Origin of the sequence: Colwellia demingiae, assembly GCF_007954275.1 — a bacterium.
Classification (GTDB): Bacteria; Pseudomonadota; Gammaproteobacteria; order Enterobacterales; family Alteromonadaceae; genus Colwellia; species Colwellia demingiae.
On sequence record NZ_VOLT01000004.1, the window covers coordinates 169,096 to 192,892 of the forward strand.

18 protein-coding genes and 1 pseudogene are annotated in these 23,797 nt (G+C 37.3%); 13 read left to right on the forward strand and 6 right to left on the reverse strand.

Annotated features, from left to right (window positions below; translation table 11 throughout):
- Positions 1–441: 441 nt before the first annotated feature.
- From ESZ36_RS08865 to ESZ36_RS08875, 3 genes are all read right to left on the reverse strand, one after another.
- Positions 442–2,934 (reverse strand): ABC transporter permease, encoded by a 2,493-nt coding sequence (locus tag ESZ36_RS08865; RefSeq protein WP_146786512.1) that lies wholly within the window; start codon positions 2,932–2,934, stop codon positions 442–444.
- Positions 2,931–3,674: an ABC transporter ATP-binding protein gene (locus tag ESZ36_RS08870; RefSeq protein ID WP_146786515.1), complete on the reverse strand. Its 744-nt coding sequence runs from the start codon at positions 3,672–3,674 to the stop codon at positions 2,931–2,933. Before ESZ36_RS08870 ends, ESZ36_RS08865 begins: the two co-directional genes overlap by 4 nt.
- Positions 3,675–3,793: 119 nt before the next feature.
- Positions 3,794–5,032 carry an efflux RND transporter periplasmic adaptor subunit gene (locus ESZ36_RS08875; RefSeq protein ID WP_146786518.1) on the reverse strand — a complete coding sequence of 413 codons (1,239 nt, stop codon included), beginning with the start codon at positions 5,030–5,032 and terminating at the stop codon, positions 3,794–3,796.
- A 429-nt stretch (positions 5,033–5,461) separates the two neighbouring features.
- On the opposite strand from ESZ36_RS08875, the gene ESZ36_RS08880 reads away from it, so the two are divergent.
- The 9 genes and pseudogenes from ESZ36_RS08880 (at position 5,462) to ESZ36_RS08920 (ending at position 18,756) form a co-directional block, all read left to right on the forward strand.
- Positions 5,462–5,890, forward strand: a complete 429-nt coding sequence (locus ESZ36_RS08880; protein ID WP_146786521.1) for a hypothetical protein — start codon at positions 5,462–5,464, stop codon at positions 5,888–5,890.
- A 22-nt stretch (positions 5,891–5,912) separates the two neighbouring features.
- On the forward strand, positions 5,913–6,635 hold the full coding sequence (locus tag ESZ36_RS08885; protein WP_146786524.1) for a 16S rRNA pseudouridine(516) synthase: 723 nt from the start codon (positions 5,913–5,915) through the stop codon (positions 6,633–6,635).
- A gap of 150 nt (positions 6,636–6,785) precedes the next feature.
- Positions 6,786–7,088: a hypothetical protein gene (locus tag ESZ36_RS08890; protein WP_146786527.1), complete on the forward strand. Its 303-nt coding sequence runs from the start codon at positions 6,786–6,788 to the stop codon at positions 7,086–7,088.
- Between the two features lie 66 nt (positions 7,089–7,154).
- Entirely contained in the window at positions 7,155–9,782 is a 2,628-nt protein-coding gene (locus ESZ36_RS08895; protein ID WP_246129036.1) for a sensor domain-containing phosphodiesterase, read from the forward strand.
- A 511-nt stretch (positions 9,783–10,293) separates the two neighbouring features.
- Positions 10,294–14,133, forward strand: a pseudogene (gene putA, locus ESZ36_RS08900) (bifunctional proline dehydrogenase/L-glutamate gamma-semialdehyde dehydrogenase PutA).
- A gap of 155 nt (positions 14,134–14,288) precedes the next feature.
- Positions 14,289–14,765 carry an Lrp/AsnC family transcriptional regulator gene (locus tag ESZ36_RS08905; RefSeq protein ID WP_146786530.1) on the forward strand — a complete coding sequence of 159 codons (477 nt, stop codon included), beginning with the start codon at positions 14,289–14,291 and terminating at the stop codon, positions 14,763–14,765.
- Between the two features lie 142 nt (positions 14,766–14,907).
- Positions 14,908–15,750: an HDOD domain-containing protein gene (locus ESZ36_RS08910; protein WP_146786533.1), complete on the forward strand. Its 843-nt coding sequence runs from the start codon at positions 14,908–14,910 to the stop codon at positions 15,748–15,750.
- Between the two features lie 341 nt (positions 15,751–16,091).
- Complete coding sequence (locus tag ESZ36_RS08915; RefSeq protein ID WP_146786536.1) at positions 16,092–17,516, forward strand: sodium-dependent transporter; 1,425 nt, start codon at positions 16,092–16,094, stop codon at positions 17,514–17,516.
- Between the two features lie 340 nt (positions 17,517–17,856).
- Positions 17,857–18,756, forward strand: coding sequence for a class I SAM-dependent methyltransferase (locus ESZ36_RS08920; RefSeq protein WP_146786539.1), 900 nt, complete (start codon positions 17,857–17,859; stop codon positions 18,754–18,756).
- A 29-nt stretch (positions 18,757–18,785) separates the two neighbouring features.
- Here ESZ36_RS08920 and ESZ36_RS08925 read toward each other — a convergent pair whose 3' ends face one another.
- Positions 18,786–19,655, reverse strand: a complete 870-nt coding sequence (locus ESZ36_RS08925) for a DNA ligase (protein WP_146786542.1) — start codon at positions 19,653–19,655, stop codon at positions 18,786–18,788.
- Positions 19,656–19,786: 131 nt separating this feature from the next.
- On the opposite strand from ESZ36_RS08925, the gene ESZ36_RS08930 reads away from it, so the two are divergent.
- Positions 19,787–20,317, forward strand: coding sequence for a hypothetical protein (locus ESZ36_RS08930; protein ID WP_246129037.1), 531 nt, complete (start codon positions 19,787–19,789; stop codon positions 20,315–20,317).
- 6 nt (positions 20,318–20,323) lie between these two features.
- Here the strand turns inward: ESZ36_RS08930 and ESZ36_RS08935 are convergent, their stop codons facing one another.
- Together ESZ36_RS08935 and ESZ36_RS08940 are read right to left on the reverse strand one after the other, a co-directional pair.
- Positions 20,324–21,046, reverse strand: a complete 723-nt coding sequence (locus ESZ36_RS08935) for a DUF3581 family protein (protein WP_246129038.1) — start codon at positions 21,044–21,046, stop codon at positions 20,324–20,326.
- Between the two features lie 96 nt (positions 21,047–21,142).
- Positions 21,143–21,430: a GIY-YIG nuclease family protein gene (locus ESZ36_RS08940; protein WP_146786545.1), complete on the reverse strand. Its 288-nt coding sequence runs from the start codon at positions 21,428–21,430 to the stop codon at positions 21,143–21,145.
- A gap of 54 nt (positions 21,431–21,484) precedes the next feature.
- On the opposite strand from ESZ36_RS08940, the gene arfB reads away from it, so the two are divergent.
- From arfB to ESZ36_RS08955, 3 genes are all read left to right on the forward strand, one after another.
- Complete coding sequence (arfB, locus tag ESZ36_RS08945; protein WP_146786548.1) at positions 21,485–21,898, forward strand: alternative ribosome rescue aminoacyl-tRNA hydrolase ArfB; 414 nt, start codon at positions 21,485–21,487, stop codon at positions 21,896–21,898.
- A 77-nt stretch (positions 21,899–21,975) separates the two neighbouring features.
- Positions 21,976–22,827 carry a DUF2797 domain-containing protein gene (locus ESZ36_RS08950; RefSeq protein WP_146786551.1) on the forward strand — a complete coding sequence of 284 codons (852 nt, stop codon included), beginning with the start codon at positions 21,976–21,978 and terminating at the stop codon, positions 22,825–22,827.
- A gap of 116 nt (positions 22,828–22,943) precedes the next feature.
- A complete protein-coding gene (locus tag ESZ36_RS08955; protein WP_146786554.1) occupies positions 22,944–23,795 on the forward strand; it encodes an HDOD domain-containing protein in 852 nt (283 codons plus the stop codon).
- The last annotated feature ends 2 nt before the right edge of the window (positions 23,796–23,797 follow it).

Genomic DNA, 23,797 nt, shown 5'->3' on the forward strand with positions numbered 1-23,797 from the left:
AGCGGTTTTTTGGCTAATAAAAAATATAAACAAAAGCACTGTAAAGTAAAGAAAAAGAAACGAGGTAAATCGTTTCCTTTGCTCTTGCAGTGGTTACTATTCTTGTAGGTATAATACTGTTGGTAAATACTCGATACCAGTCAATATGTATGTTTCAGAGTTTGTGAGCCATTTCAGTTTTAGACGTAGTAATTAAATAATGGTATACCCTATTTCATTGCTGCAACAACAAAATGGGATGGCTCACAAACTTCTGCGATGGGTTTTAAATGAAATTATCCAGCGTTAAATAATTAAACCATAGAACAACTATGCGTAAACTATTTATCTTAGCTAAAGTCATTTAAATTCCCACTGAAATCCTGCACTTTGACTGGTAACGAGTATTAGTATGCCAATTACTTTAGTGACTTGGCTAGTGTTAAAGTCATACTGCTACATTTACTCTTCCCGTAACGCTTGCATAGGATCATTACTAATCAATCTCCATGCAGGCATAATTACCGATAAGATAACAATAATCGCTAAAGCGGCATCTAATGAAGCCATGGCTAACCAGTTAAAGTCAGGTAACATTTCTAAATTTTGTGATATTTGTTGATAACCAAAAACAGAGATAATAAAGCCTAGACCTAAACCTACCACTAACATCGACAAAGCATCCTTTAGGATAAAGTTAACCAATTTAGCTTGTTTGGCGCCTGTTGCCATGCGCACAGCAAGTTCATATTTACGATGGTTTGTGGTCATTTGTGTTAAACCAGCAACACCAATAGCAGCAAGAAAAAGTGTTAAGCCAGTCATGGCCAGTACTATCCATAAACTAAGGCGTTGATTCAATGTTTGTCTCTGCCAAATATCTGCTAATGATTGTATGGTCAAGTTAGTTAAACGTGGGAATTGACGTTTAAGTTCGCTTTCTAACATCGCTGGTGTAATCGTTTTTCCTACTGGTAACATCACAGTAAATTGCATGGTATAGCCGGGTCTTACGCGATGAGAATATACTGAAGGTAAACCTAATGAGTCGGCAATACCTGTTTGACTTAAAGTATTGGCAACTATCCCTGTAACAATTGACGGTGGTGTGGAACTATCAGGACTCATTTGAATAGTTTTACCAATAACTTCTTGGTAGCTTAAGTCTGAAAATAAGGTTTTTGCCATATTTTCATCGATAACAATTCTGTCTTCATCATTATCAATTTGTGCTTGGCTTACATTCGCTCCAGCTAACATAGGAATATTAAAGGTTGAAAAATATCTTGATCCTAAGGTCTTTATTTGGTGAATAACTCGCTCTCCTGAGTCTTCATCACGAAAGGCGTTTACTCGTAAAGAATCAGACAAAGGGCCATAGTTAGGTATAACCACTTGGCTATTGCTTACTTCTTGCTCTATCAAGTTTGATATACCATCAAGTAATTGTTTAGCTTCGCTTTTCCCATAAGAGTCAAAGGTATTTAATTGAGTAATATATTCTTCATCACTAACCGTCACGCCAATTTCATAGCTATTGCCAATGTCATAGCCGGTATCTTGGTATACAGCTTGATAGCTTTGCATCGCTATCATCACTGAAGCGGTCAGTAATATTGAGGCAATTGACAGTTGCAATACCATTAAAACTCGGCTCAGCCATTGATTACTTTGTGCCTGTATTCCTTTACCACTACTATTTAAGTTATTGCCTAGTGCATGCTTGTCAATATCAACCAGTGCGAGGGAACTAAACAGTACGCTTAGCGCTAATATAATGGCCACTGAGGCAAGTATGGTAGTGCTATCAATAGCAATGGCGTCTATCATAGGTAAACTGTCACCAGCGATTAGCGGTAAACTTTTTATTGCCCAACCAGTAACTAATAAGCCTGTTACTGCCGCTAAAACAAAACTCGGTAGGTTCTCAAGTAACACCAATAATCTAACTTTTGTTAAGCTTGCACCTAAGCTTATTTGAATGGCAAATTCTTTAGTTCTTCCTTGATAATGAGCGATGAATAAATTTAGCAAATTTAGCGTCGCCATTAATAGTAGCCCGATAACCGCAGTAAATAATGCGATAAGTAGACTTTCAGTTTCACCTAACATATTGCTACGGTAACTGCTGCCCTTAGCTTCTTTCGTGGTATTAGCCATGAAATCCAAAAACATTTGTACTTGCTCGCCATCGACATTTCGGGTGACGTAATCTTCTAACCATGCATCGACTTGCGCTTGTGATGGTAGTTTTGCTTGGCCATTAGCTGACTTGAGAATAAGGGTATCAATATCGTTACTAATATTACCCACTGCATCCGTTTGCGCCTTAACCTTGGCTAAATTGGCGATAAACCAGACTTGCTGAGGTAAAATTGCACGGTTACTTTTTATCGCCATTACGTCTTCAATGACACCGGCAATAATATAATTTTGATTGGTAATTGTTACTTGTTTACCAATCACTGATTTAACGCCGGCAAAAGCATTTTTCCAAAGGCTTTGAGAAATCCATACATACTTTTCTGTTGACTCAATAGTGACATCATCGCCTAGTAACAACTGACTGCCTAACACCGAAAGAATGTTACTTGAAGCATCATAACGCGTCGTTGCAAACGTGGTGTTATTTACCACCACATCTTGTTCTGAAGGCGCAACACCAGCCCATTCACCTAAATCGCTAAATTGCTCACTAAAGTCGACTAAGCGATTCATGTTCCAATAGGAAACACTTAAGGTATCTGACATTTTAAAACGATAATCAAAGGTTTGTAACGAATCCTCATTGTTGATGCCTTGCAGTGGTTGATACAACAAGGTCGATGAAATTGAAATAACACTTAATACCGCACCTAACGTTAAACCAAGTGTTAAAATTAGCGGAACGCTTAGGCGAGGCAGTGAAAACACCCGTGTTATGCCTTGATATAAGGATTTTTTGAATAAACTCATGCAACCCCCTGCAATGGCTTTTCATTGGTCTCAATTGAGCTTGGCTGTGGCGTTAGTTCAGTATTTATCTCTGAAACAATCTGACCATCGAGCAGTTGAATTTGGCGACTAGCACAGCGTGAATAGCGGCTGTCATGGGTTACCATTACGATGGTCGATCCATCTTTATTGAGTTGCTCTAATAGTGACATTACTTGGTCACCATTCTTACTGTCCAAGTTACCCGTTGGCTCATCAACTAAAATCAGATCGGGTTTACCAACAAGGGCACGTGCAATGGCAATACGCTGTTGCTGACCACCAGATAATTGGTTTGGACGATAATGCTGGCGATGTAACATATCAACTTGCGTTAATACCATTTCAACACGCATTTTTATTTCGCTTTTAGAGCAGCCCCTGTGCTCAAGTGGCAGTGCCACGTTTTCAAATACAGTCAAATTATCTATTAGGTTGAATGATTGAAAAACATAGCCAATATGCTCATTACGAATTTGGGTGCGTTGATCTACTTTTAGGCCCGCGGTCGAAATATTGGCGAGTTGATATGCTCCTTCTGTAGCTGAGTCCATTAAACCCATAATAGAAAGCAATGTCGATTTACCACAACCAGAAGGGCCGGTAATTGCAACAAACTCCCCTTGATTTATTTCTAAACTAACACCTTGTAGTGCATGGGTTTCTATTTGCTGACCATCGTAACGTTTGTGGATGTTTGACATGGTAACTATATTTTTCATGAGGTTTTCCTTAATGTGTTTAGCTGTTGCAATGTGCTTAGTTTTTATTTTTATGCACGTATGTTTAGTTGAATTTTTTATTGTATGGCGACGATTTGCGTACTCGCTTTTCTTCGTTATTATTGAATAATTAAAAGTTGCGGGTACTTAGTGTATTTTTGCGTATCGCTACTCACTAATTGCTCACCAGGTTTCAACCCTGAAGTGATAACTAATTTATTTTTTGATAGCTCGCCAAAAGTGACATCTCTCTGCACTAATGAGTCGTTAGTGTCTCGGACAAAAAGGCTTTGTTTACTGCGCGGGCGAAACCCTGGTACTTGTTCTATGTAGCTAATTGCTTGTTGGTGTCTAACAAATACTTGTGCTGATATTGATAACGCAGGACGTGCATTAGAAGTTAAGGTTTCATCAATAACAGCCTCAGCAAGCACAGACCCGTTGTTAACAACACTTTCGATGCGCGTGATGTGACCTTTGATAATGCCTTTTTGTGTATCAATTAATACTAGAGCATTGATATCTATTTGGTCTGCTTGGTTTTGTGGTAAGCGTAAGCGAGCAATTAACACTTCATCACTACCTACTTTAGCTAGCGATTGACCTAATTGAACGCTTTGACCTAGTTCAATTTCTAAGGTTTGCAATGAACCATTAATACCTGCTTTCACCTTCATATCATCAAGCTGCTGTTCAAGTAAGTTAACCTGTGCATGCTGCTGCTCGATAGTGATATCACGCTGCGTGAGTTGGTGGCTTTGCATTTCGATAAACTGTTTATATTTCTTCTTTTCGAAACCGAGCCTTTTACTTTCCTGTTTCACGGCCAATTTAGCGCGTTGTAATTCTATTTTGGAAGAAACACCTAAGTCCATCAGATTCATGTTCACCGAGAGCTCAAGCTCTGCTTTTTCAATCTCGGCTTCAATGTCAGCAATGCGTCCTTGATAGTTTAAACGTTCACTTTGTTGTTCGTATTTGAATGCTTCTCTTTGCGCTAATTGTTGGGCAAGTTGGCCATTAGCAGCATTTACTTCTTGTACTAATTTAGGATTTGATAAATGCAAAATTATAGTGTCAGGTGTTACTTTAGTGCCGGGACGAACTAAAATTTCAGATACCTTACCTAATGCTGGTGCGGTTAATAAACGTTCTTTTGCTGAAGCAAATTCACCATAGGCATTAGCATAAATATCTAAGTCGCCTTGAACTACCGTTTGAAAGCTTAAGTCTTTTAAAGGGACTGATTTTATTGCTTTACCACTGACGCTATAACCGGCATAACCCATAATTAAGGTAAAGCTGGCGATGGTTGCCCATTTCTTCCAAGGTTGTTTTTTAGTTAGCGCAATTTTCATAAATATTCACTGTTATTTTTACTTGATGTTATAAGTAATGAAATAACCGTGCCAAAAGTTAAAGTTGTTTAAAATCAATTTCTTAATGTTTTTATTGTTTTTTGGAAGGCTAGGTCTGTTCGCTTTTAAAGGAAGGATGTTCGAAAGTAAACTCTATTTTGAGTAAATAGAAATAGGCAATCATTTCCGATAACTATCTATCTTGCTTTATTCTTATCATTATTTGGTTTTGTAATGCGATGTAATGTTAACCATTTAATATCTGAAGTAGGTTAGTAGAATGACTTTAATGATATTGAGCGAACAAGCTGAAGTTTGGATGCAACGCGGTTATGATATGGGCTAAAACAAATAGCGATTAAAATTGTGTTTGGATGTAGTTGATAATACATCGCAGTTTTATTGTTTAGAAGATGAAGAGCATAAATAATGACCGATACACTACCGATAATCATTAACGTAACAAAAGACTTACTTGATAAATTTACCAATATAAAATCAGTGAGCAATAAATTAGAAGCGCAGTTTAATTTTCAAACCTTAACAGCCAATTGGTATGGTGATGAAGAGGAAATTTTAACTATTCAATTATCTTTAGAAACAGCAGCAAGTTTCGAACAATGTAAAGAAGCGTTGGATAGGGTATCGAACCGTGGCGTTAACATCAGTCATTTCTCTGATGATGTGATTTGTTGTTGTAACGAAGGCGAACAGCAATTGCTTTGTACTATTGCGATAACGGCTTCAGAATTGGAGTTATTGACATTACAACCAACGTTATTAGCGGGTTATATTCAGGCTAAATTGCGTAAAGTACTTAATTTAATTGCACAGCAGCAATCTTTGGCTAGTATCTAAGTAATGGACTTATTCAAAAAACATGGCTATTAATACTGCACGCTTAGATCGTTTTATTAGTGATTATCATCAAATTAACCGCAAAAAAGTAAGGTTGATTTTAGCGCAAAAAAGAGTTTATGTTGATGGCGTATTAGCAACAGATATTGCGCAGCTTGTTGATCAATTTTCACACGTTATTATGGATGATGAAGTACTGCAGGCTAATCGGGCATATTATATTATGCTGAATAAACCTATTGGTGTGGTTTGTGCGACCAAGGATAAAATACATAAGACGGTGATTGATTTACTTGCGGGACAATTTGACCAAGACATTTTGGATAGTTTACATATCGTCGGACGACTCGATCTAAATACGTCAGGCCTGGTGTTACTAACGAATGATAGTCGTTGGTCTGAGCGACTAACGTCACCTGAAAATAAAGTCTCTAAATGTTATCAAGTGACATTACAAAACGCTTTAACGCCAGACTATATAAATGCTTTTGCAAAAGGGATGTTTTTTTCTTATGAGAACATAACGACAAAACCAGCAATTTTGCAGATTGTTTCTCTCTTTGAAGCAAAAGTGATCTTAACCGAGGGGCGCTATCATCAAATAAAGCGTATGTTTGGCCGTTTTCGTAACCCTGTTATTGCATTGCATCGTTACTCAATAGGAAGTTTACACTTAGATGAGTCACTTAAATACGGTGAAAGTAGAGTTTTAAATATTTCAGAGGTGTCTAGCATAAATAGCTAATGTAAGTGGTGAAAAATAAAACAATAAAAGTGAATATTTATACTAATCAGTTGATATTATTAATAACTATATAGGCTCTCGCAATTTGGTCTTGCTTGGGTATAATAGTTTGCAGTAACAAGTTGTTTCTTAATGTAATGGAATAGTTAAATGAATAAAATAGTTTTATTAGTGGTACCTTTTATCAGCGTGTTGGCAAGTTGTTCAAGTGTTGATAATGTTTGCGAAGATGTCACTTTAGCCTCTGAACAAATTCAAGAGTGCCAAGCTTTACATAAACGCATTATTAATACTAAAGGTGATGTAATTATTCGTACGGAATTAGAACTTCGCTATCAGCAAGATTGTATTGATATTCGTTATTATCGAGATGAAAAACAAGCAGCTATTTGTGGTAATAAGCATAAAGTTAAAGAAATTAGTAAGTCAGCTAAAGCTGACGCTCAGCAATAGGTAAGCAATTCTTAATAATCGTTTTATTAAGTACTTGATAGATGAGCGAGCAAATAACTAAACGGTATGGCAATTTTGAAACCAGAAACTCAACAAGTAAACACGACTCAAGCAGCAGAGCTGTTAATACGTGCCAAAGAGGCAAGCATTGCTGATCTCTCTGGAAATGTGGATTTTCTAGAGAAAAAAAATGCTGACTTACAAGCTCGCTATACCGCACTCTTTAAATTAAACCAGCTATCACAAGAATGTAATGATCTTGAGAGCTTTTATCCGCAAGTACATAGTACTATCGCGTCGTTAATGACCGCGAAAAACTTCTTTATCGTGCTCTATGATCAAACGTTTGAAACCTTAGAGTTTGTTTATTATCTTGATGAAAAAGATGAAAAACCGTCAGGCATCATAGATTACCAAGATTATGATGGTTCATTTACTAATTTAGTTATTGAATCAAAACAGCCACTTCTCTTAACCCCAGAATTAGAAAAACAGCTATTTGATAATTATAAAATCAAACAATTTGGTGTCCGCGGCACTGACTGGCTGGGTGTGCCTTTACTCCAAAATGGCTTAGTGATCGGTACCATCACCATACAAAGTTATGATGAAAAAATTCGATATAATGAAAATGACTTGAATTTACTTACCTTTGCCGCCCAGCACATTGTTGGTGCTATGGTACGTTTACAAGATCAACAACGCTTGAAAAATGCGGTTAATGCACGTACCAAAGAATTGATGGCACAAATTCGTGAGCGAGAAAAATCCGAATTACTACAAGAATCTTTATATCGAATATCGGAATTAACCACGGATATTGAGCTCGATATAGATACTTTCTATAGTAAGGTCCACAATATAATCGGACAGTTGATCAATGCTAAAAACTTCTTTATTGCTAAATATGAAAAAGAGTCAGACACTTTAAGTTTTTCTTATTATGTTGATGAAAAAACCTCTAATTTAGCCAAAGATTTTAAACCAAGGAAGCTCTCAAATCGATATTCCGAGTTAGTACTACGCCGTCGAGAAACAGTATTACTCACCTATCAAGATATGATGAGTCTACATCTGGAAGGTGAAACTAAAAAACCACAGGATGACATCCATTCTTGGTTAGGAGTACCATTAATCTATTCAGGCCAGTTACTTGGAGTCATGGTTTTACAGAGTTATTATTATAAAACTACTTACAATCAACAAGATGCCGAGTTACTTAATTTTGTCTCTAACCACGTTTCGGCAGCGATTAAACGTCGAGAACTCGCTGATTTTGAAAGGCGCAGTCATGAGTTATTAGAGCAACAAGTTAAACTCCGCACACTTGCCCTTGAAGATGAAATTACCCATCGTAAACAAGCTGAAAAATTATTAAAACACACCGCCGCCCATGATAGTTTAACCGGGTTACCCAATAGAACTGTATTCCTTGATTTACTTAACCATGCGATAGCCTGTGCAAAACGAAAAGATGACTTTTCTTTTGCTGTACTGTTTTTAGACTTAGATCGCTTCAAAGTAGTTAACGATAGTTTAGGGCATCATGCTGGTGATGTTTTATTGAAAATAATAGCGCGAGAATTATTGGCTATTGTGCGTAAAGTAGATACCGTTGCTCGCTTAGGTGGCGATGAATTTGTCATATTAATTGAAGACTTGAAAAGTAACAATGAAGCCTTTGAAGTCGCGCAGCGCATCACCGCTTTTCTGCAACAGCCTTTTACTATCGACAATCAGTTAGTATACACAGGCACTAGTATTGGCATATCGTTTAGCAATAAACGATATTCTGATGCTGATACTATGCTCAGAGATGCAGATACAGCTATGTACCATGCTAAAGACAATGGCAGAGGGCGCTATGAAGTCTTTGACGACAGTATGCATCAAAAAGTACAGAATGCTTTAAGCCTTGAAGCAGATATTCGAGAAGCGATTGGTTGGCAGGAGTTTATCCCTTATTTCCAACCAATTATTAAACTGGATAACCAAAAACTTAAGGGTTTTGAAGCGCTAGCTCGCTGGCAGAGTACTAAGCGTGGTTTTGTTTATCCTAATGACTTCATTCCGCTGGCTGAGGAAACTGATTTAATTAAAGAAATTGATATTCAAATTATTGAAAAATCTTGTCAGCAGTTGAAACATTGGCATGATGAATTAGGCTGTGATGATCTTTATGTCAGTTGTAATTTATTTTCCAAGCAATTTTTTAGTACAAGCTTACCGCAAGATATTGAAAAGGTATTAAAAAGAACAGGCTTAGCTCCCCATCATCTACGTGTTGAGTTAACGGAACGTGCCTTGTTGGAAAATGCTGAGATAGTGCTTACTAATATGCAAGCCTTGAAAAATATGGGGGTAAAAATATTACTCGATGATTTTGGAACCGGTTACTCAAGCTTGGGCTATTTGCATCGTTTCCCTATTGATGTGCTGAAAATAGATCGCTCCTTTATTAGTAATGTCGACGAGCATAATAATAATCGAGCCATAATTAGGACTATTGTTGATTTGGCTAATAATCTTCAAATGTCTACTGTTGGTGAAGGAATTGAAAGCTTAGCCGATGCCGAGTTATTACAACAAATGGATTGTGTATACGGTCAAGGTTACTATTTTGCCAAACCTATGTCGTCTCAAGATACAAAAGACTATATTATTCAAAAATTATATTACTCAAAAAATGTGTAAATAATAACCCAAGAACACTCCTTACAAATTACCGCAAACGATTTGCAGCACTTTATACTGCTTAACTCGTGCTTCTCCATATAAAAGTGTTTTAAATCCTGAAAATAACCAGCACATCCTGTGGTTGTTATCCTAGAATGCGCTCATAAATTTAATATCGTCACCCACTAATAATATACCCGTTCCACTTGAATATGCATGATTCAGCTGGAATTAGAAACGCCTTTAGGCAAGGTATTGATTGAAGAGAATGGTGTTCCCTTGTCGAAATCAATAAAGTAGCATAAAGCGTTTATAAATCAGCCCTTTGGGGGAGGCTGAGCAAATCATACTCTGCGTTACCTTTCTTTTTAAGGGAATGACCCTTAATAAAAAAATGCGCCTTGATTATGAATCGCTCAGACTTCCTGAAACGAGCATCTTCAAGTGGAGCGGGTATATATATATATTAGTGGAAAAAAAGACTATAACTAAAGCAGGATTTTTACCTGTCGCACTTTGAGGAATGGTTATGCTATTTACTGGTTCATTGATTACAGATTGTCCAATAAGACAAAAAATTCGTGAGTTTTATCGAATTGACGAAAATGTTGCCGTTGATCATATTTTACCTGCTGCAGAAGTAAATGTTAGCGCAAGAAGCCGTGCATGGGAACGCGCACGTAAAATGGTTTTAAAAATTCGTCAAGACCAAGAAGGTAATGGCGCAATTGATTCGCTACTCAATGAATATTCACTTTCTTCAGAGGAAGGTGTGGTCTTAATGTGTTTGGCCGAAGCGTTATTGCGTGTGCCAGATAAACATACTCAAGATGAACTTATTCGCGATAAAATTTCCCAAGGTCAGTGGAGTTCACATTTAGGTGCCAGTGATTCAATATTTGTTAATGCTTCATCATGGGGGTTATTACTTACTGGCTCTATGGTTAATTACGCCGATAAGCGTAAAAAAGAACAATTTGGTTTACTAAAGAAAACTGTCGGTCGTTTAGGTGAGCCAGTTATTCGTAAATCAATGAACTATGCCATGAAAATAATGGGTAAACAGTTTGTTATGGGTGAAACCATTCAAGCTGCTACTGTACGCGCTGCCACTAAAGAACAGCAAGGTTATGTTTATTCATACGATATGCTCGGCGAAGGTGCCCGTACTATGGCTGATGCCGGTCTGTACCTCAAAGCCTATCAAGATGCTATTACTGCTATTGGTTATGTTGCTGTTGCTTCGGGTAAGAACGACCCTCGTAAAGTACCAGGTATATCAATTAAACTTTCTGCGATTCATCCACGTTATGAGTTCTCTCATAAAGAGCGTGTAATGTCAGAAATAGTACCTAAATTAAAAGCACTATGCTTGCAGGCTAAGCAATACAATATTGGTTTAACGATTGATGCTGAAGAATCTGAGCGTTTAGATATTTCATTAGATATCATAGAAGCGGTTTTTTCTGATAGCGAACTAGGAGATTGGCAAGGTTTTGGTATAGCACTGCAAGCTTATCAGAAGCGTGCAATTCATGTTGTTGACTGGTTACGTGACTTAACGTTGCGTACTGAACGAAAAATGATGGTTCGTCTTGTTAAAGGTGCTTATTGGGACACTGAAATTAAAAATGCTCAAAAAGATGGCTTGAATCATTTCCATGTCTTTACTCGTAAGTCATCTACTGATGTTTCTTACCATGCTTGTGCCAATAAATTATTAGAATATCGCGATACTATCTATCCACAATTTGCGACACATAATGCTTATACTGCAGCAACTATAGTTGAGTTAGCTGGCGATGATAAGGCAGGTTTTGAATTTCAATGTTTACATGGCATGGGGGATTCTTTGTACGACCAAATTGTTAAAGAAGAAAGTATTCAATGTCGAATTTATGCGCCGGTAGGCCATCATGAATACTTACTTGCTTATTTGGTACGTCGTTTATTAGAAAATGGCGCTAACTCGTCATTTGTTAATGCTATTGTTGATGAAGATCAGCCAGTTGAATCATTATTGGAAGATCCAGTAGAAAAAACTCAACGTCTTAAAGCTAAGTACAATAACCAAATAATTATGCCAATTGACCTCTATCGTGGAGAAGGGAAAGGCGAAGGCGAGAAAGGCCGTGATAACTCAAAAGGTTTAGATCTAACGGATATTAATGAAATTATCCCGTTAAAAGCCGCTTTAGATAATTGGTTTGTCGACCATTTATTGAATAAAAATGAAGTGCCTGATGGTAGCAATGCAGTAATGAACCCGGCGAATCGTAGTGAAATAATCGGCTTTCATCAACATGCCAGCCATGATGAAATGTTAGTGATGATTGATAAGGCCGAAACAGCTTATAGTACTTGGTCAAAAACACCTGCAGTAGATCGTGCTGCCTTGCTTTGCCGCATTAGTGATATTTTAGAGCGTCATATGGATGAGCTCATCGCAATGTGTATCAAAGAAGCCGGTAAGGTCGCGCAAGATGGTATTGATGAAGTGCGTGAAGCTGTTGATTTTTGTCGTTACTACGCAGCTCGCGCCATTGAATTAAGCGGTGATGAAAGATTAGAAGCACGTGGTGTGGTACTTTGTATCAGTCCATGGAACTTTCCTTTGGCTATTTTCCTTGGGCAAGTTTCTGCGGCAATTGCCACGGGTAATACTGTATTAGCAAAACCAGCAGAACAAACAGGTTTAATTGCGCTTCGTGCAATTGAATTGATGAAGTCAGTTGGTTTACCTGAAAACGTAGTACAGGCTGTTATTGCGCGCGGAAGTGCCGTAGGTAATACGATTATTCCAGACAGTCGTATTCAAACAGTCATGTTTACCGGCTCTACAGAAACGGGCACACGTATTTCACAAACGTTATCTGACCGTGGTGGTGATCAAGTACCGCTAATTGCTGAAACCGGTGGTCAAAATTGTATGATTGTTGACTCGACGGCATTACCTGAACAAGTTGTTGATGATGTTATTTCATCAGGTTTCCAAAGTGCAGGTCAACGTTGTTCAGCGTTACGTGTACTCTTTTTACAGGAAGATATTGCAGATAATGTTATTGCCATGCTCCAAGGTGCATTGGCGGAGTTACATATTGGCAATCCTGCAAAATTAAGTACTGATATTGGCCCAGTCATCGACCAAAAAGCCCTAGACGCGCTAAATGCTCATGCCGAATATATGAAATCACATGGTAAGTTACTTTACCAATGTGAGTTCTCTGACGATGTTGTAGATGAAGATGGTCACTTCTTCTTTGCACCTCGCTTGTATGAAATTGATGATATCAGTGTGTTAAAGCAAGAAGTCTTTGGTCCTTGTGTTCATATAGTTCGCTTTAAAGGTAATGAAATAGAAAGTGTTGTTGATAAAATCAATGGCACTGGCTTTGGCTTAACTATGGGTATTCATACGCGTATAGAGCATAGAGCTATTAATTTAGCCAAATTGTCACGTGCGGGTAATATTTATATCAACCGTAACATGATCGGCGCTGTTGTTGGTGTACAACCTTTTGGTGGTCGAGGTCTTTCTGGGACAGGTCCTAAAGCAGGTGGTCCAAATTATTTAACTCGTTTAGTTAAAGAAAAAGCAACGCCAGATGAAAAAGATTTTAATTTTCCTGCAGATAAAACGATTACCTTATCAGGTGATGCTGCTGAGAATCATCAAGCAAATCATTTAATGGATAAAGCTAATTGGGCTGAGAAAGAGTGGCGCTCAACTGAATTAAATACTCGAATTTCTTGTGTTCGCCAATTACTGGCCAAGATAGCTCACGTTGAAATTGTTGATGATTTGGCTGACGATTTAAACCATACCTTAGTCTTGGCGCGTTCACAGCTTATTGATATTGAAAAACGTTTGAAAAAACCACAACAATTACCAGGCCCAACAGGTGAATCAAATATTATTTATTTGGAAAACCGAGGTAATATTATTTGTTATGCGGATGAAAATGTTAGTTTTCACTTTTGGGTGCAATCTATTGTTACGTCACTTGCTACAGGTAATACCGTTATTGCTGTTGTTTCTGATTTGTTTTATCAAGAAGCATTGGAATTTAGAGATAAATTTGTTGCCACAGGCGCCGGTAAAGATGTTTTCCAGGTAGCTAAACAATGTCATTTATAAGCTATGTTGGCACACCCTGCTTTGTCTGGTGTTGTGGTCGATAGTGGTTGTGAAATCAAGCATTACATTAGTGAAAAACTAGCATTACGTCACGGGGCTATTTTACCGGTAATAACTTCTGAATATTTTGATAGTATGATTCAACGCTTGGTAACAGAAAAAACAATTAGTATTGATACTACAGCTTCAGGGGGCAATACTTCACTGATGACTCTGGTAGAAGAAGACTAATTTGTTGAAGTACTTTGTAGTTATTAAGCAGCTATAAATTTGAATTAAATAAAAACGCGAATGAATACCTTAAGGTAACGTTTGCGTTTTTTTTGCTATTTTTTTTGAGTTTACTGTGGCAACATCAATTATCTTCCCTACTAAGTAGTGTGAACATGAGTAATAACAAAACAAAACCCTTAGATCGTATTGATCTTATGATCCTTTCTACTTTACAGTCAGATGGTAGAATTTCAAATGTGGATCTGGCCAAAAAAGTAAACCTCAGTGCTAGTCCCTGTTTAGATAGAGTCAAACGCTTAGAAACTGAAGGGTATATTGAGCGTTATGGTGCCTTTTTAAATGCGAGAAAGTTAAACTTTGGTATGAGTGCTTTTGTTCAAGTCACCTTAAGCAGAACAACTTCAGATTCTTTCAAACTCTTCAATAAAGAAGTCGTGACTATTAAGGAAGTCGTTGAGTGTCATTTAGTGGCAGGTGGTTATGATTACTTGCTGAAAATACGGTTTGCCGATATTGAAAGCTATAGACTTGTGTTAGAAAAAATTGGCAGACTGACTAATGTCGCGCAAACAAGTACTTACATAGTAACTGAACATATAAAGCAAGATGGTGGTTTACCTTTCAACTAGGAAATTTAAACCTCGTATTGAGTCATTTTAAGTAAAAATCAACGTTATTAAGCCAACAAGGTTTACTAATATTTAAACTGTTTACATTGATAAGGTCTTATTTAAGGGCCTTATTTTAAGGGTTCAACTTCTAAGGATGACTATGAACGCACATGATTATGCATTGCAAGCTAACGGCTCGTTTGCTTTGCCAGATGCTTGTTTTAAAGTTAAAGCATTGATGGCTGATGAAAGTTCTGAAATTTCAGATTTTGCCGATGTTATTGGTATTGACCCCTCTATGACTTCTCGTTTGCTACAAATAGCAAATAGTGCCATTTATAGCTTCCCAGGTGAAATCAGTACCATCTCACGTGCCATTACCATCATTGGCACGCAAGCCATTTATAATATGATGCTAGTCGATGTTGCTGCCACCGCTTTTAAGCATTTTGAAAACCAGGCAATTGATTTAAAACGTTTTTGGCGTATGAGTGTTTATTGTGGACTGGTATCTAAGAATCTAGCTATTAGTGCTGGCATACGTGATATAGAGCGTTTATTTGTTGCTGGCTTGTTACAAAACTTTGGAGAGCTATTAGTTGCTAAAATAAGCCCTGAACTTGCCCAGCAATGTGAAAAGTACAATAAAAACCAGTTGCCATGGCAATTGCAAAAACATGTGTTGGGTTATACTTACACTGAAATCTCTGCTGATTTATTAAAAATATGGCAGATCCCTGAAAAAATTATCTTACCAATTAGGCACTTCAATGCCGCATCATCTATAGAAATTAATAAAGATGTAAAAATCTTGAATTTAGCTTCTAGGCTGGCTCTTATGGATAGTCACAGTGACGAGTTTTCTTATGCTGATGTAATTGATGAGTCTTTATGCCGACCTTTAGGGTTATCAGTGGAAGATTTAACACAAGCTGCTGAGTTTGCTGAAAAAGAAGCGACTAGTATTTTATCTATTATGAATCCTAAACTTTTTTCTAAGTGATGTAAGTTGGTTTAACTAACACTGATAAAATTGGTTATATCTGTAGTAGTAAGTAACTAAAACGCAGTGAGTGGTTGTTGAATAACCTCTTAACGCTTCATTAATAAGCGAGTAGTGTTAGCTTCTGTTTACAGGGCCGCATTCACGGTTTAAGTTAATTGAGGGTGATATTTTGACATTATCTGTTGAGAGTATACTCAATGTAACTTTACAAATTTACACATTGTTATTTGCTTGGTAATAGCAAAGCTTAGCTAAAAAGAAGACAAAGTTAGTAAAGCTTGTTAGCATCGAGAGATCTAGTTTATCGCGTTATCATAATAATTATAAAAAGGGTAAGTATGTCAGCTTCTAGAGAGCATTTCAGCTCACGAATTGGCTTCATTTTAGCCGCTGCAGGCTCTGCAGTAGGTATAGGTAATTTAGTTGGTTTTCCGGTTAACGCCGCTAAAAATGGTGGCGGAGCATTTTTGTTAATGTATGCACTGTTTGTTTTTCTTATTTGCTTGCCTGTGATGATTGCTGAAATGGCTGTTGGACGTAATACGGCCAAAGAGCCTGTAGGCGCATTCAAAACATTGAGTAAAGGCAGTAAACTTTGGGGAGCAGCTGGGTTTTTAGGGGTGTTAACCCCTTTTATGATTGCTGTTTTTTATATGGTGATCACCGTTTGGCTTTTTGGTTATATTGCTTTAACGATCACGGGCCATTTAGACTACTTAGCAAGTAGTGCGGGTTTTGGTGAGTTTATTAACAGTCCGTACTTATACGTTGCTCTAGTTGCGGTTGCAGGTATTGTCAGTTTTATTTTGGCGGCAGGAGTAAAAGACGGTATTGAAAAAGCCGCTAAAATATTAATGCCAGCCTTACTCGGCATGCTGATTGTTATGGTTTTGTTTGTATTATCTCTTGATAATGCCATGGCAGGTGTTACCTTTTTCTTAGTACCCGATATTAATAAGATAACGCCAAGCGTAATTAACGGCGCCTTATCACAAGCCTTTTTCTCATTGTCTTTGGGCATGGGCATATTAATAACCTATGGCTCATATATAAATAAACAGACCAACATCCCTAATTCTGCTAAATTAGTGGCTATTACGGATACCAGCGTAGCCTTTATTGCTGGTTTGATGATTCTACCTGCGGTGTTTTCATTTAATCCTGAAGTTAATCCAAGTGAGTTAAGTGACAGCTCAGTATCATTGATTTTTACTTTTCTACCTAAAATATTTTTAGCTCTACAAACCTCATTGGGTTATGTTGGCGCTAGTGCCGTCGCTGCATTCTTTTTCTTATTAGTCTTTTTTGCCGCAATTACGTCGTTAGTCTCCATTATTGAAGTACCGGTCTCATATTTAGTCACTGAGAAAAAGCACAGCCGTAAAAAGGCATTAGGTTACTTAACACTTACTGCTGGTGTGCTAACCTTATTTGCCACAGCATCATTTGGTATGGTGCCATTTTTTACTGAGTTTACTTCATACGCTGGCGGGACTAAGTCCTTATTCGATGTTATTTATGATGTTTTTTACGATACGATTTTACCACTTAATGGTTTTTTACTGTGTATTTTTGTTAGTTATCGCTGGAAGAAAAAGCAATTATCTGAAGAGCTAAGTATCGGCAATGAAAACTATAAAGGTTCATGGGTGGAAAAATATATTAACTTTTCACTAGGTACTTTTATCCCTGTTATTGTGCTGCTTATTTTTATTAATACTGTGGCAACCAAGTTTTTTGCAGTTAATCTTTTTGGTTTTTAGTTATACCCATTTGATTAAATTTCTTCCCAACTCAGGGCTCTGCTCGATGATAGTGGTCATCGAGTAAGCTCCCAGAGGGCGTGTTTAAAAGGCTTACATACTGCGTTATTGATTTTGACAAGGACGCTGCATGGATGCAGCTTATTAGAGAATGCAGGAGCATATTCTCCTGAATAACCATTCTCTTCAATCAATGCCTTGCCTCTAAGCCTTTTAATTCTCGCTGAGTGGGAAAGAACTTAATCAACTTGGTATTAAAACGTCTTAACAGATATAAACGCCCAATAATCAATGTTATTATTGGGCGTTTTTTTATTATCAATTATCAGATACCTTAGCCATGATAGAACATATTACCAGCACAGACTTTACCGATGCCCAACGATTATTTCATGGCCGAGGGCACGCATATCCCAATTTAAGTCATGTAAATGTTGACTGGTTATCTCCAGTTATTCTAATCACTTTATATCAAGCTGTTGATAGCACATGGTTAGCAGAACAAGCAGGCGCATTAAAAAACTTGATTAAAGAATGTCGCTCGGTGCAAGTACAACATCGTTATGAAAAATTTGCGCCAACCGAGTTATTATTAGGCGACTCGGTAAGTCATACTATCGTGAGTGAGCAGGGCCTTAATTATCATATTGAGTTTGGTAAAGCCCAAAATAGTGGTTTGTTTTTGGACATGAGTAATGGAAGAACATGGTTAAGACAGCGTGCAGAAGGTAAAAATGTACTTAATCTATTTGCCTATACTTGTGCCTTCTCCTTAAGTGCCATAGCAGGTGGAGCCAGTAAAGCGGTTAATATTGATCTAAGCAAATCATCCTTAAGTAAGGGGAGAGAAAATCATCAACTTAACCTATTGGCTAAAAAACAAGGCAAGCAAGTTGTCTTCGAAGGTGTTGATATTTTTAAATCGAATAGCCGCATCAAAAAGTATGGACCGTATGATATTTTAGTCTGTGATCCCCCGTCATTTCAAAAGGGTAGTGTTAATATCGAACGTGATTACGCTAAAATAATTCGCCGTATTCCACAGTGGATGAATCCGGGCGCTAGCTTGATGTTATGTTTAAATTCACCAGATTTAGATGAAAATTTCTTAAAAGCAGAGGTTGAGCGAGAATGCCCGGATTGTCACTTCGAACAACACCTTGAGAATCCTGAAGTCTTCAAGGAAGCGCATGAAGGCAAAGGCCTCAAAGTTTTGATTTTTACTTATCAGCCAAAATAATTTAGAAATTGAGAGTTAGCTTATGAGAGTTAACCTCTAGTTTTTATACGCCAAAAACGGGCAAATCTTGGTATACCCGCTTGTGTGAGCCCATTGTATTTGAAGGTAATGACTGTGCCTACTTTGGGTGGATTGGCACGTTGAACATCACTAAATCCCGATCCAATTTTGAAAATTATTCCATCGCTTGTTTTAACTTTAATTGCCCCTAGTTGGTTTTGATACTTACCTTTTCCCTCCGTATGACCAATGACGGTTGCTTCGGCATCTTGATGTTTCTTTAGCTTCATCAATGCGGGATTTCGGCCTTTTTGATAGTGAGCACTGGCGAGGTGTAACATGAGGCCTTCACCTTGGGCTGCGATGACTTCATCAAGTTTGTGATCAAGATCACTTAATTCTTTCAGTTTCACCTGATCTATCATAGCTAAGTAAACTGAAGGAATTTGTACTAATAACGCCTGCATTCTATTTACTCGATCATTGAAATCCCCTGGATTTTTGGGAAGATCAAACATCATAAAGCGTACTTTTCTCCAGCAACTAGTCGTTTTACTTTCGACTGCTATTCGTTTACTTACACAAGAAAGTAATGGTTGGAATTGCCCTCTATCAAGCCAGAGTTCACCGTCCATAGGATGTGCAGGCCAATGTTGAGTAAACCAGCTAGGACTATTGATTAAATTTCCTTGGCGAGTAAACAATTGCTTTCCATCCCAAAAGCCACGAATACCATCCAGTTTTTCAGAAACATAATATTGACTGATGTCATCGACTTTTTGGTAGCTCACGCCATGTTGAATATTAGGCTTAAATTTTTGAGGTGTTTGTTGTGCAGTTGAAGAGCAATGGACTGATAAAATGAAGGTAAATAAAACCAATAGAAAATACTTATTCATCACTAAACTCCATGTAATGAGACTTGGCAAAAGGTAAAGTCTAGTCTATATTTGAAAAATGGAGACCTTAGATTTTAAGGTGACTTGCTAAATTTTATTTGGCGAAGTTAATTGCATTAGCAAGGATTGCTATGATGAGAAAACTTACCTTCCCTCTTATTCTTTATATTGTTATCGCAATATTTTTGTTAATTTTTAGCACAAACTCGTCCGCTAAAAAAAGGTGTAAACCTTTATTAGAAAAACTACATAATGCTCAAATGATGCAACGTAAAAGCTACTCTTTAAAAAGAGGGCAATCTTTGCGAGAAATGGAAGATAAAGCGAGAGATAAGTGGTGGCAGTGCGAAAATAGCTCTTTATCTGCGTTCAAGTCGAAATATGGTACAAAAAAAAAGAAAGCGAAGAAGAAGAATAGCACTACCCATTATGTCAAATTGAATAAAGCAAAACTCAAGTTACCAAAGAAGATGGTAACGTTTAACCACGATAGTGCAATTGTGATTAAATCAAAATGTCAAGGAGATAAAAAGCTGGCTTGGTTGCAGTTTTATCAACAACCTATTAAATGCCAGCGCCCTAAAAATATTAACGTTTTTGCTTTTTGTAGTGAAGATAAATTACAACAGCGAGACGCATTTGAGCGGAAATATATTCAGTAAATGACTTTACGCTTGGTAATTCTTTTTACTGTCGCGGTACTGATTTACCATAGCGTCAATTGTCTCTTGCTCATAGGTACGCAAACCGCTCAAAAGCATATGTTTCTTACCGTGGCCGATAACTTTATCATTTGATAACAAGTCAAACTCAAGCCATGCATCGCCGCGTTTTCCTTCTATTGATAAACTGGTTTTAGCTAATTGTAATGTGATCGTTTCAGCCGCTAATGTATGTAAATCAATAGACATTGATTGATACATTACCATAGGGCGAGCAGGATTAATCATAACGCTATTGTCAGCCATTAATTTTACTAAAATATCAGGAAAAGTATGACCAGAAAAATCGACATAGGCCTTTGTCAGCGCATTAATCAGTACAGAATCATGCGTTTTATCGCCACTAACATGAACACTTAGACAGGTTTTATCTTTATCATCCTTTATATCAAAACTATCATCAATTTCCTGAGGAAAAGTAAGATAAACATCATCGCTAACCATGCCTGAAAAATCGAAGGTCATATTTTTATGTAGTCCAGATTTAGCTATTATTATTGAAAAAAGCAAATCTCCAGGCACGCAAAAACGTTTAGCATCAATATTATGTAGTGGATTAAAGTCATCTGCTACTTGTTTGGCAAAATTACTACCTTGCTGACGTGTGAAGCTGATTTTATCAGCACTGATAGGGCAATAATTCTCAATAAACATTTCTTTTATAGACATCTATGCAACTTCATTTTGTGAGTAAACTATATTCGATCGCAGCATTCTAACAGTACTTCAGTGTTAAATCGAAATAAAGTGTATATAGCTTACTGGTCAGATCTGTTGTGATTGGCTATATTTGCTTACTAACTGCTCCTTTTTAAGTTTTGCTAGGTGGCGAATTTGATACTCTCTTTGGCATGCTGTGCTTTTGTCGTTAGCCTCTTCGAGATAGGCCAAGCTAACTGGGCGTCTTGCTCGGGTATATTTCGCACCAAGTTTACTGTTATTATGTTCGCCAATTCGACGATTAATATCTGTGGTAACGCCTGCGTATAAGCTATTATCGTTACAGCGTAATAAATAAACCCACCAGGTACCTGTCTTATTTTTTTCAATCATATAACGTGATAATTACTATTAACTATTTTGAAGGTATCTAAATGGTAAATAAAAGTGCTTGAGATATCAAACAATGTCAGCTTGGCTGACTGGGAAATAGAGCTTAGTGCTATCCGATCTATGGGAAATGGCGGTCAACGTGTAAATAAAGTGGCCACAGCTATTCACTTACGGTTTGATATTAAGCGATCTTCTTTACCTGCAATTTATAAAGAGCGGTTACTTGCTTCTAAAGATAGTCGAGTTACCAAAGATGGTGTGGTCATCATTAAAGCCCAGAGCTTTAGAACACAAGAAATGAATAAAGACGATGCGCTAACTAGACTGAAAGATTTTATTAAAGCTGTCATGGTAGTACAAAAAAATCGACGAGCGACAAAACCTACCAAAGGTTCAGTGCAAAGGCGCTTAACGGGGAAGGCTAATCGTAAAGACGTTAAGCAAACACGGAAAAAAGTACAATTCTAGTGGTCGGTAATGAGTATATATTTAAACCCCTTTACGAAAAATAAAAATAAAAACCTAATATAAAATAGAGAGCAACTATGCCAATTAGTGACGTCGGTGCAGTAGAAAAACTTACCGCACAACTTGATAGTAATAATTTAGTTCAGTATCAATTACCATTAGTTAGTCTTAATGGTGATGGCACTAAACAGAGTATCGAGCTAAACCCTTTAATAGGAAAGCAAATAACCCTACACTTTTCTGGCACTATAGCCTGTAAGCACTGTGGAAAGCGCACTAAAAAAAGCTACTCTCAGGGATATTGTTATCCATGTATGGCTAAATTAGCTCAATGCGACCTGTGTATTATGAAACCTGAAACCTGTCACTTTCATTTAGGAACTTGTCGTGAGCCTGAGTGGGGTGAAAGTCATTGTATGGTTGACCATTATGTTTATTTGGCCAATAGTTCTGGCTTGAAGGTCGGCATAACCCGACATACCCAATTACCAACCCGCTGGATTGACCAAGGAGCCTGCCAAGCCCTCCCTATATTTAAGGTGAGTACTCGCTTACAATCAGGTTTAGTAGAAACTGCATTAGCTGAATTCATTAGTGATAAAACCAATTGGCGCGCTATGTTAAAAGGTGAGCCAGAGCCTATAGACCTGAAGGCTAAAGCGGAAGAGTTAATCCCAGAAATTAGTTTACGCTTATCGCAACTTAGACTTAAGTTTGGTAGTGATGCAGTTCAAGAGCTAAATGAAAATGTGCAAGAAATTCATTACCCAGTAAGTGAATACTTAACCAAAATTAGTTCTTTTAATTTTGATAAAACGGAAACGGTATCAGGAGTACTTTTGGGTATTAAAGGTCAGTATTTAATTTTCGATAAAGGTGTAATTAACATGAGGAAGTTTAGCTCATATCAAATAAGTATTGACTATTAGTAACTTGAACTTGAGAATAACGCTTTGTATGTAGTTATATTTAGCTAACGATCGAATTTATTTGTTCGGCAACTTAATATGTCGAATTTCTAGACTGCAGTATTAAAGGTAACAAGATGACCGCAGATGATTATGTAGAACAAGCCAGTGAAATTTTTGTTTTATCCGATTCTTTTATCAGAATTAGGGAATTAATTGATGATGAATCATCGACCATAGATGATATTTCAGAAGTCATCCTGCTCGATCCTGCCCTTTCTGGTACGGTATTAAAATTAGCGAATAGCCCTTTTTTTAGTTATCCTGGAAAAATAGATACCATCTCTAAGGCTGTCTTAGTGTTAGGCATCACCGAAGTCTATAATCTCGTTATTGCCTACTTTACGACGGAAGCTTTCAAAAATATTGATGCAAACCAAGATTACCTCGATGAGTTTTGGATAAAAAGTGTTGATTGCGCGTTGTTGATGAAATTCTTAGGGACTAGCCTAGGTATTGTTAATGCGGAACGCTTATTTATTTTAGGCTTATTACATAATTTAGGTGAATTAGTTGTTCATCAAATTACCACGGAAAAACAGCGTGCTTGTGATAGTCAGGATATCCATTTATTACCTTGGGTGAAGCAACAAGATGTATTAGGATTTACTTTTGGGGAATGTTCTGCGGAATTATTAAAACAATGGCAACTACCCTATAGCATTTTTGCTCCTATTCGTGATCAAGATGTTGACGATTTAAGTCAATACACCGTAGAAACACAGCTATTATATATAGCTAAGCGGGTAATGAGTATGCAACAAGTGTTTAAAGGGCAAAACCTCGATTACAGTGACTTGTTAACCAAAGAGCAGTTAGATCCGATTCGCCTTGATCAAAATATGTTAGAAAATGCTGTTGATTATTGTGATTTAGAACGTTTAGGTTTGTTGTCAATATTAAACCCTAGCGCTTGCATGCTTTATTAGTA

Coding starts and splice junctions, on each gene's coding strand:
- ESZ36_RS08910 (WP_146786533.1), top strand. CDS start 14,908: ATGAACGCACATGATTATGCATTGCAAGCTAACGGCTCGTTTGCTTTG.
- ESZ36_RS08905 (WP_146786530.1), top strand. CDS start 14,289: ATGAGTAATAACAAAACAAAACCCTTAGATCGTATTGATCTTATGATC.
- ESZ36_RS08940 (WP_146786545.1), bottom strand. CDS start 21,430: ATGATTGAAAAAAATAAGACAGGTACCTGGTGGGTTTATTTATTACGC.
- ESZ36_RS08870 (WP_146786515.1), bottom strand. CDS start 3,674: ATGAAAAATATAGTTACCATGTCAAACATCCACAAACGTTACGATGGT.
- ESZ36_RS08875 (WP_146786518.1), bottom strand. CDS start 5,032: ATGAAAATTGCGCTAACTAAAAAACAACCTTGGAAGAAATGGGCAACC.
- ESZ36_RS08920 (WP_146786539.1), top strand. CDS start 17,857: ATGATAGAACATATTACCAGCACAGACTTTACCGATGCCCAACGATTA.
- ESZ36_RS08895 (WP_246129036.1), top strand. CDS start 7,155: ATGGCAATTTTGAAACCAGAAACTCAACAAGTAAACACGACTCAAGCA.
- ESZ36_RS08950 (WP_146786551.1), top strand. CDS start 21,976: ATGCCAATTAGTGACGTCGGTGCAGTAGAAAAACTTACCGCACAACTT.
- ESZ36_RS08955 (WP_146786554.1), top strand. CDS start 22,944: ATGACCGCAGATGATTATGTAGAACAAGCCAGTGAAATTTTTGTTTTA.
- ESZ36_RS08930 (WP_246129037.1), top strand. CDS start 19,787: ATGATGAGAAAACTTACCTTCCCTCTTATTCTTTATATTGTTATCGCA.
- ESZ36_RS08925 (WP_146786542.1), bottom strand. CDS start 19,655: ATGAATAAGTATTTTCTATTGGTTTTATTTACCTTCATTTTATCAGTC.
- ESZ36_RS08890 (WP_146786527.1), top strand. CDS start 6,786: ATGAATAAAATAGTTTTATTAGTGGTACCTTTTATCAGCGTGTTGGCA.
- ESZ36_RS08935 (WP_246129038.1), bottom strand. CDS start 21,046: ATGTCTATAAAAGAAATGTTTATTGAGAATTATTGCCCTATCAGTGCT.
- ESZ36_RS08915 (WP_146786536.1), top strand. CDS start 16,092: ATGTCAGCTTCTAGAGAGCATTTCAGCTCACGAATTGGCTTCATTTTA.
- ESZ36_RS08865 (WP_146786512.1), bottom strand. CDS start 2,934: ATGAGTTTATTCAAAAAATCCTTATATCAAGGCATAACACGGGTGTTT.
- ESZ36_RS08880 (WP_146786521.1), top strand. CDS start 5,462: ATGACCGATACACTACCGATAATCATTAACGTAACAAAAGACTTACTT.
- ESZ36_RS08885 (WP_146786524.1), top strand. CDS start 5,913: ATGGCTATTAATACTGCACGCTTAGATCGTTTTATTAGTGATTATCAT.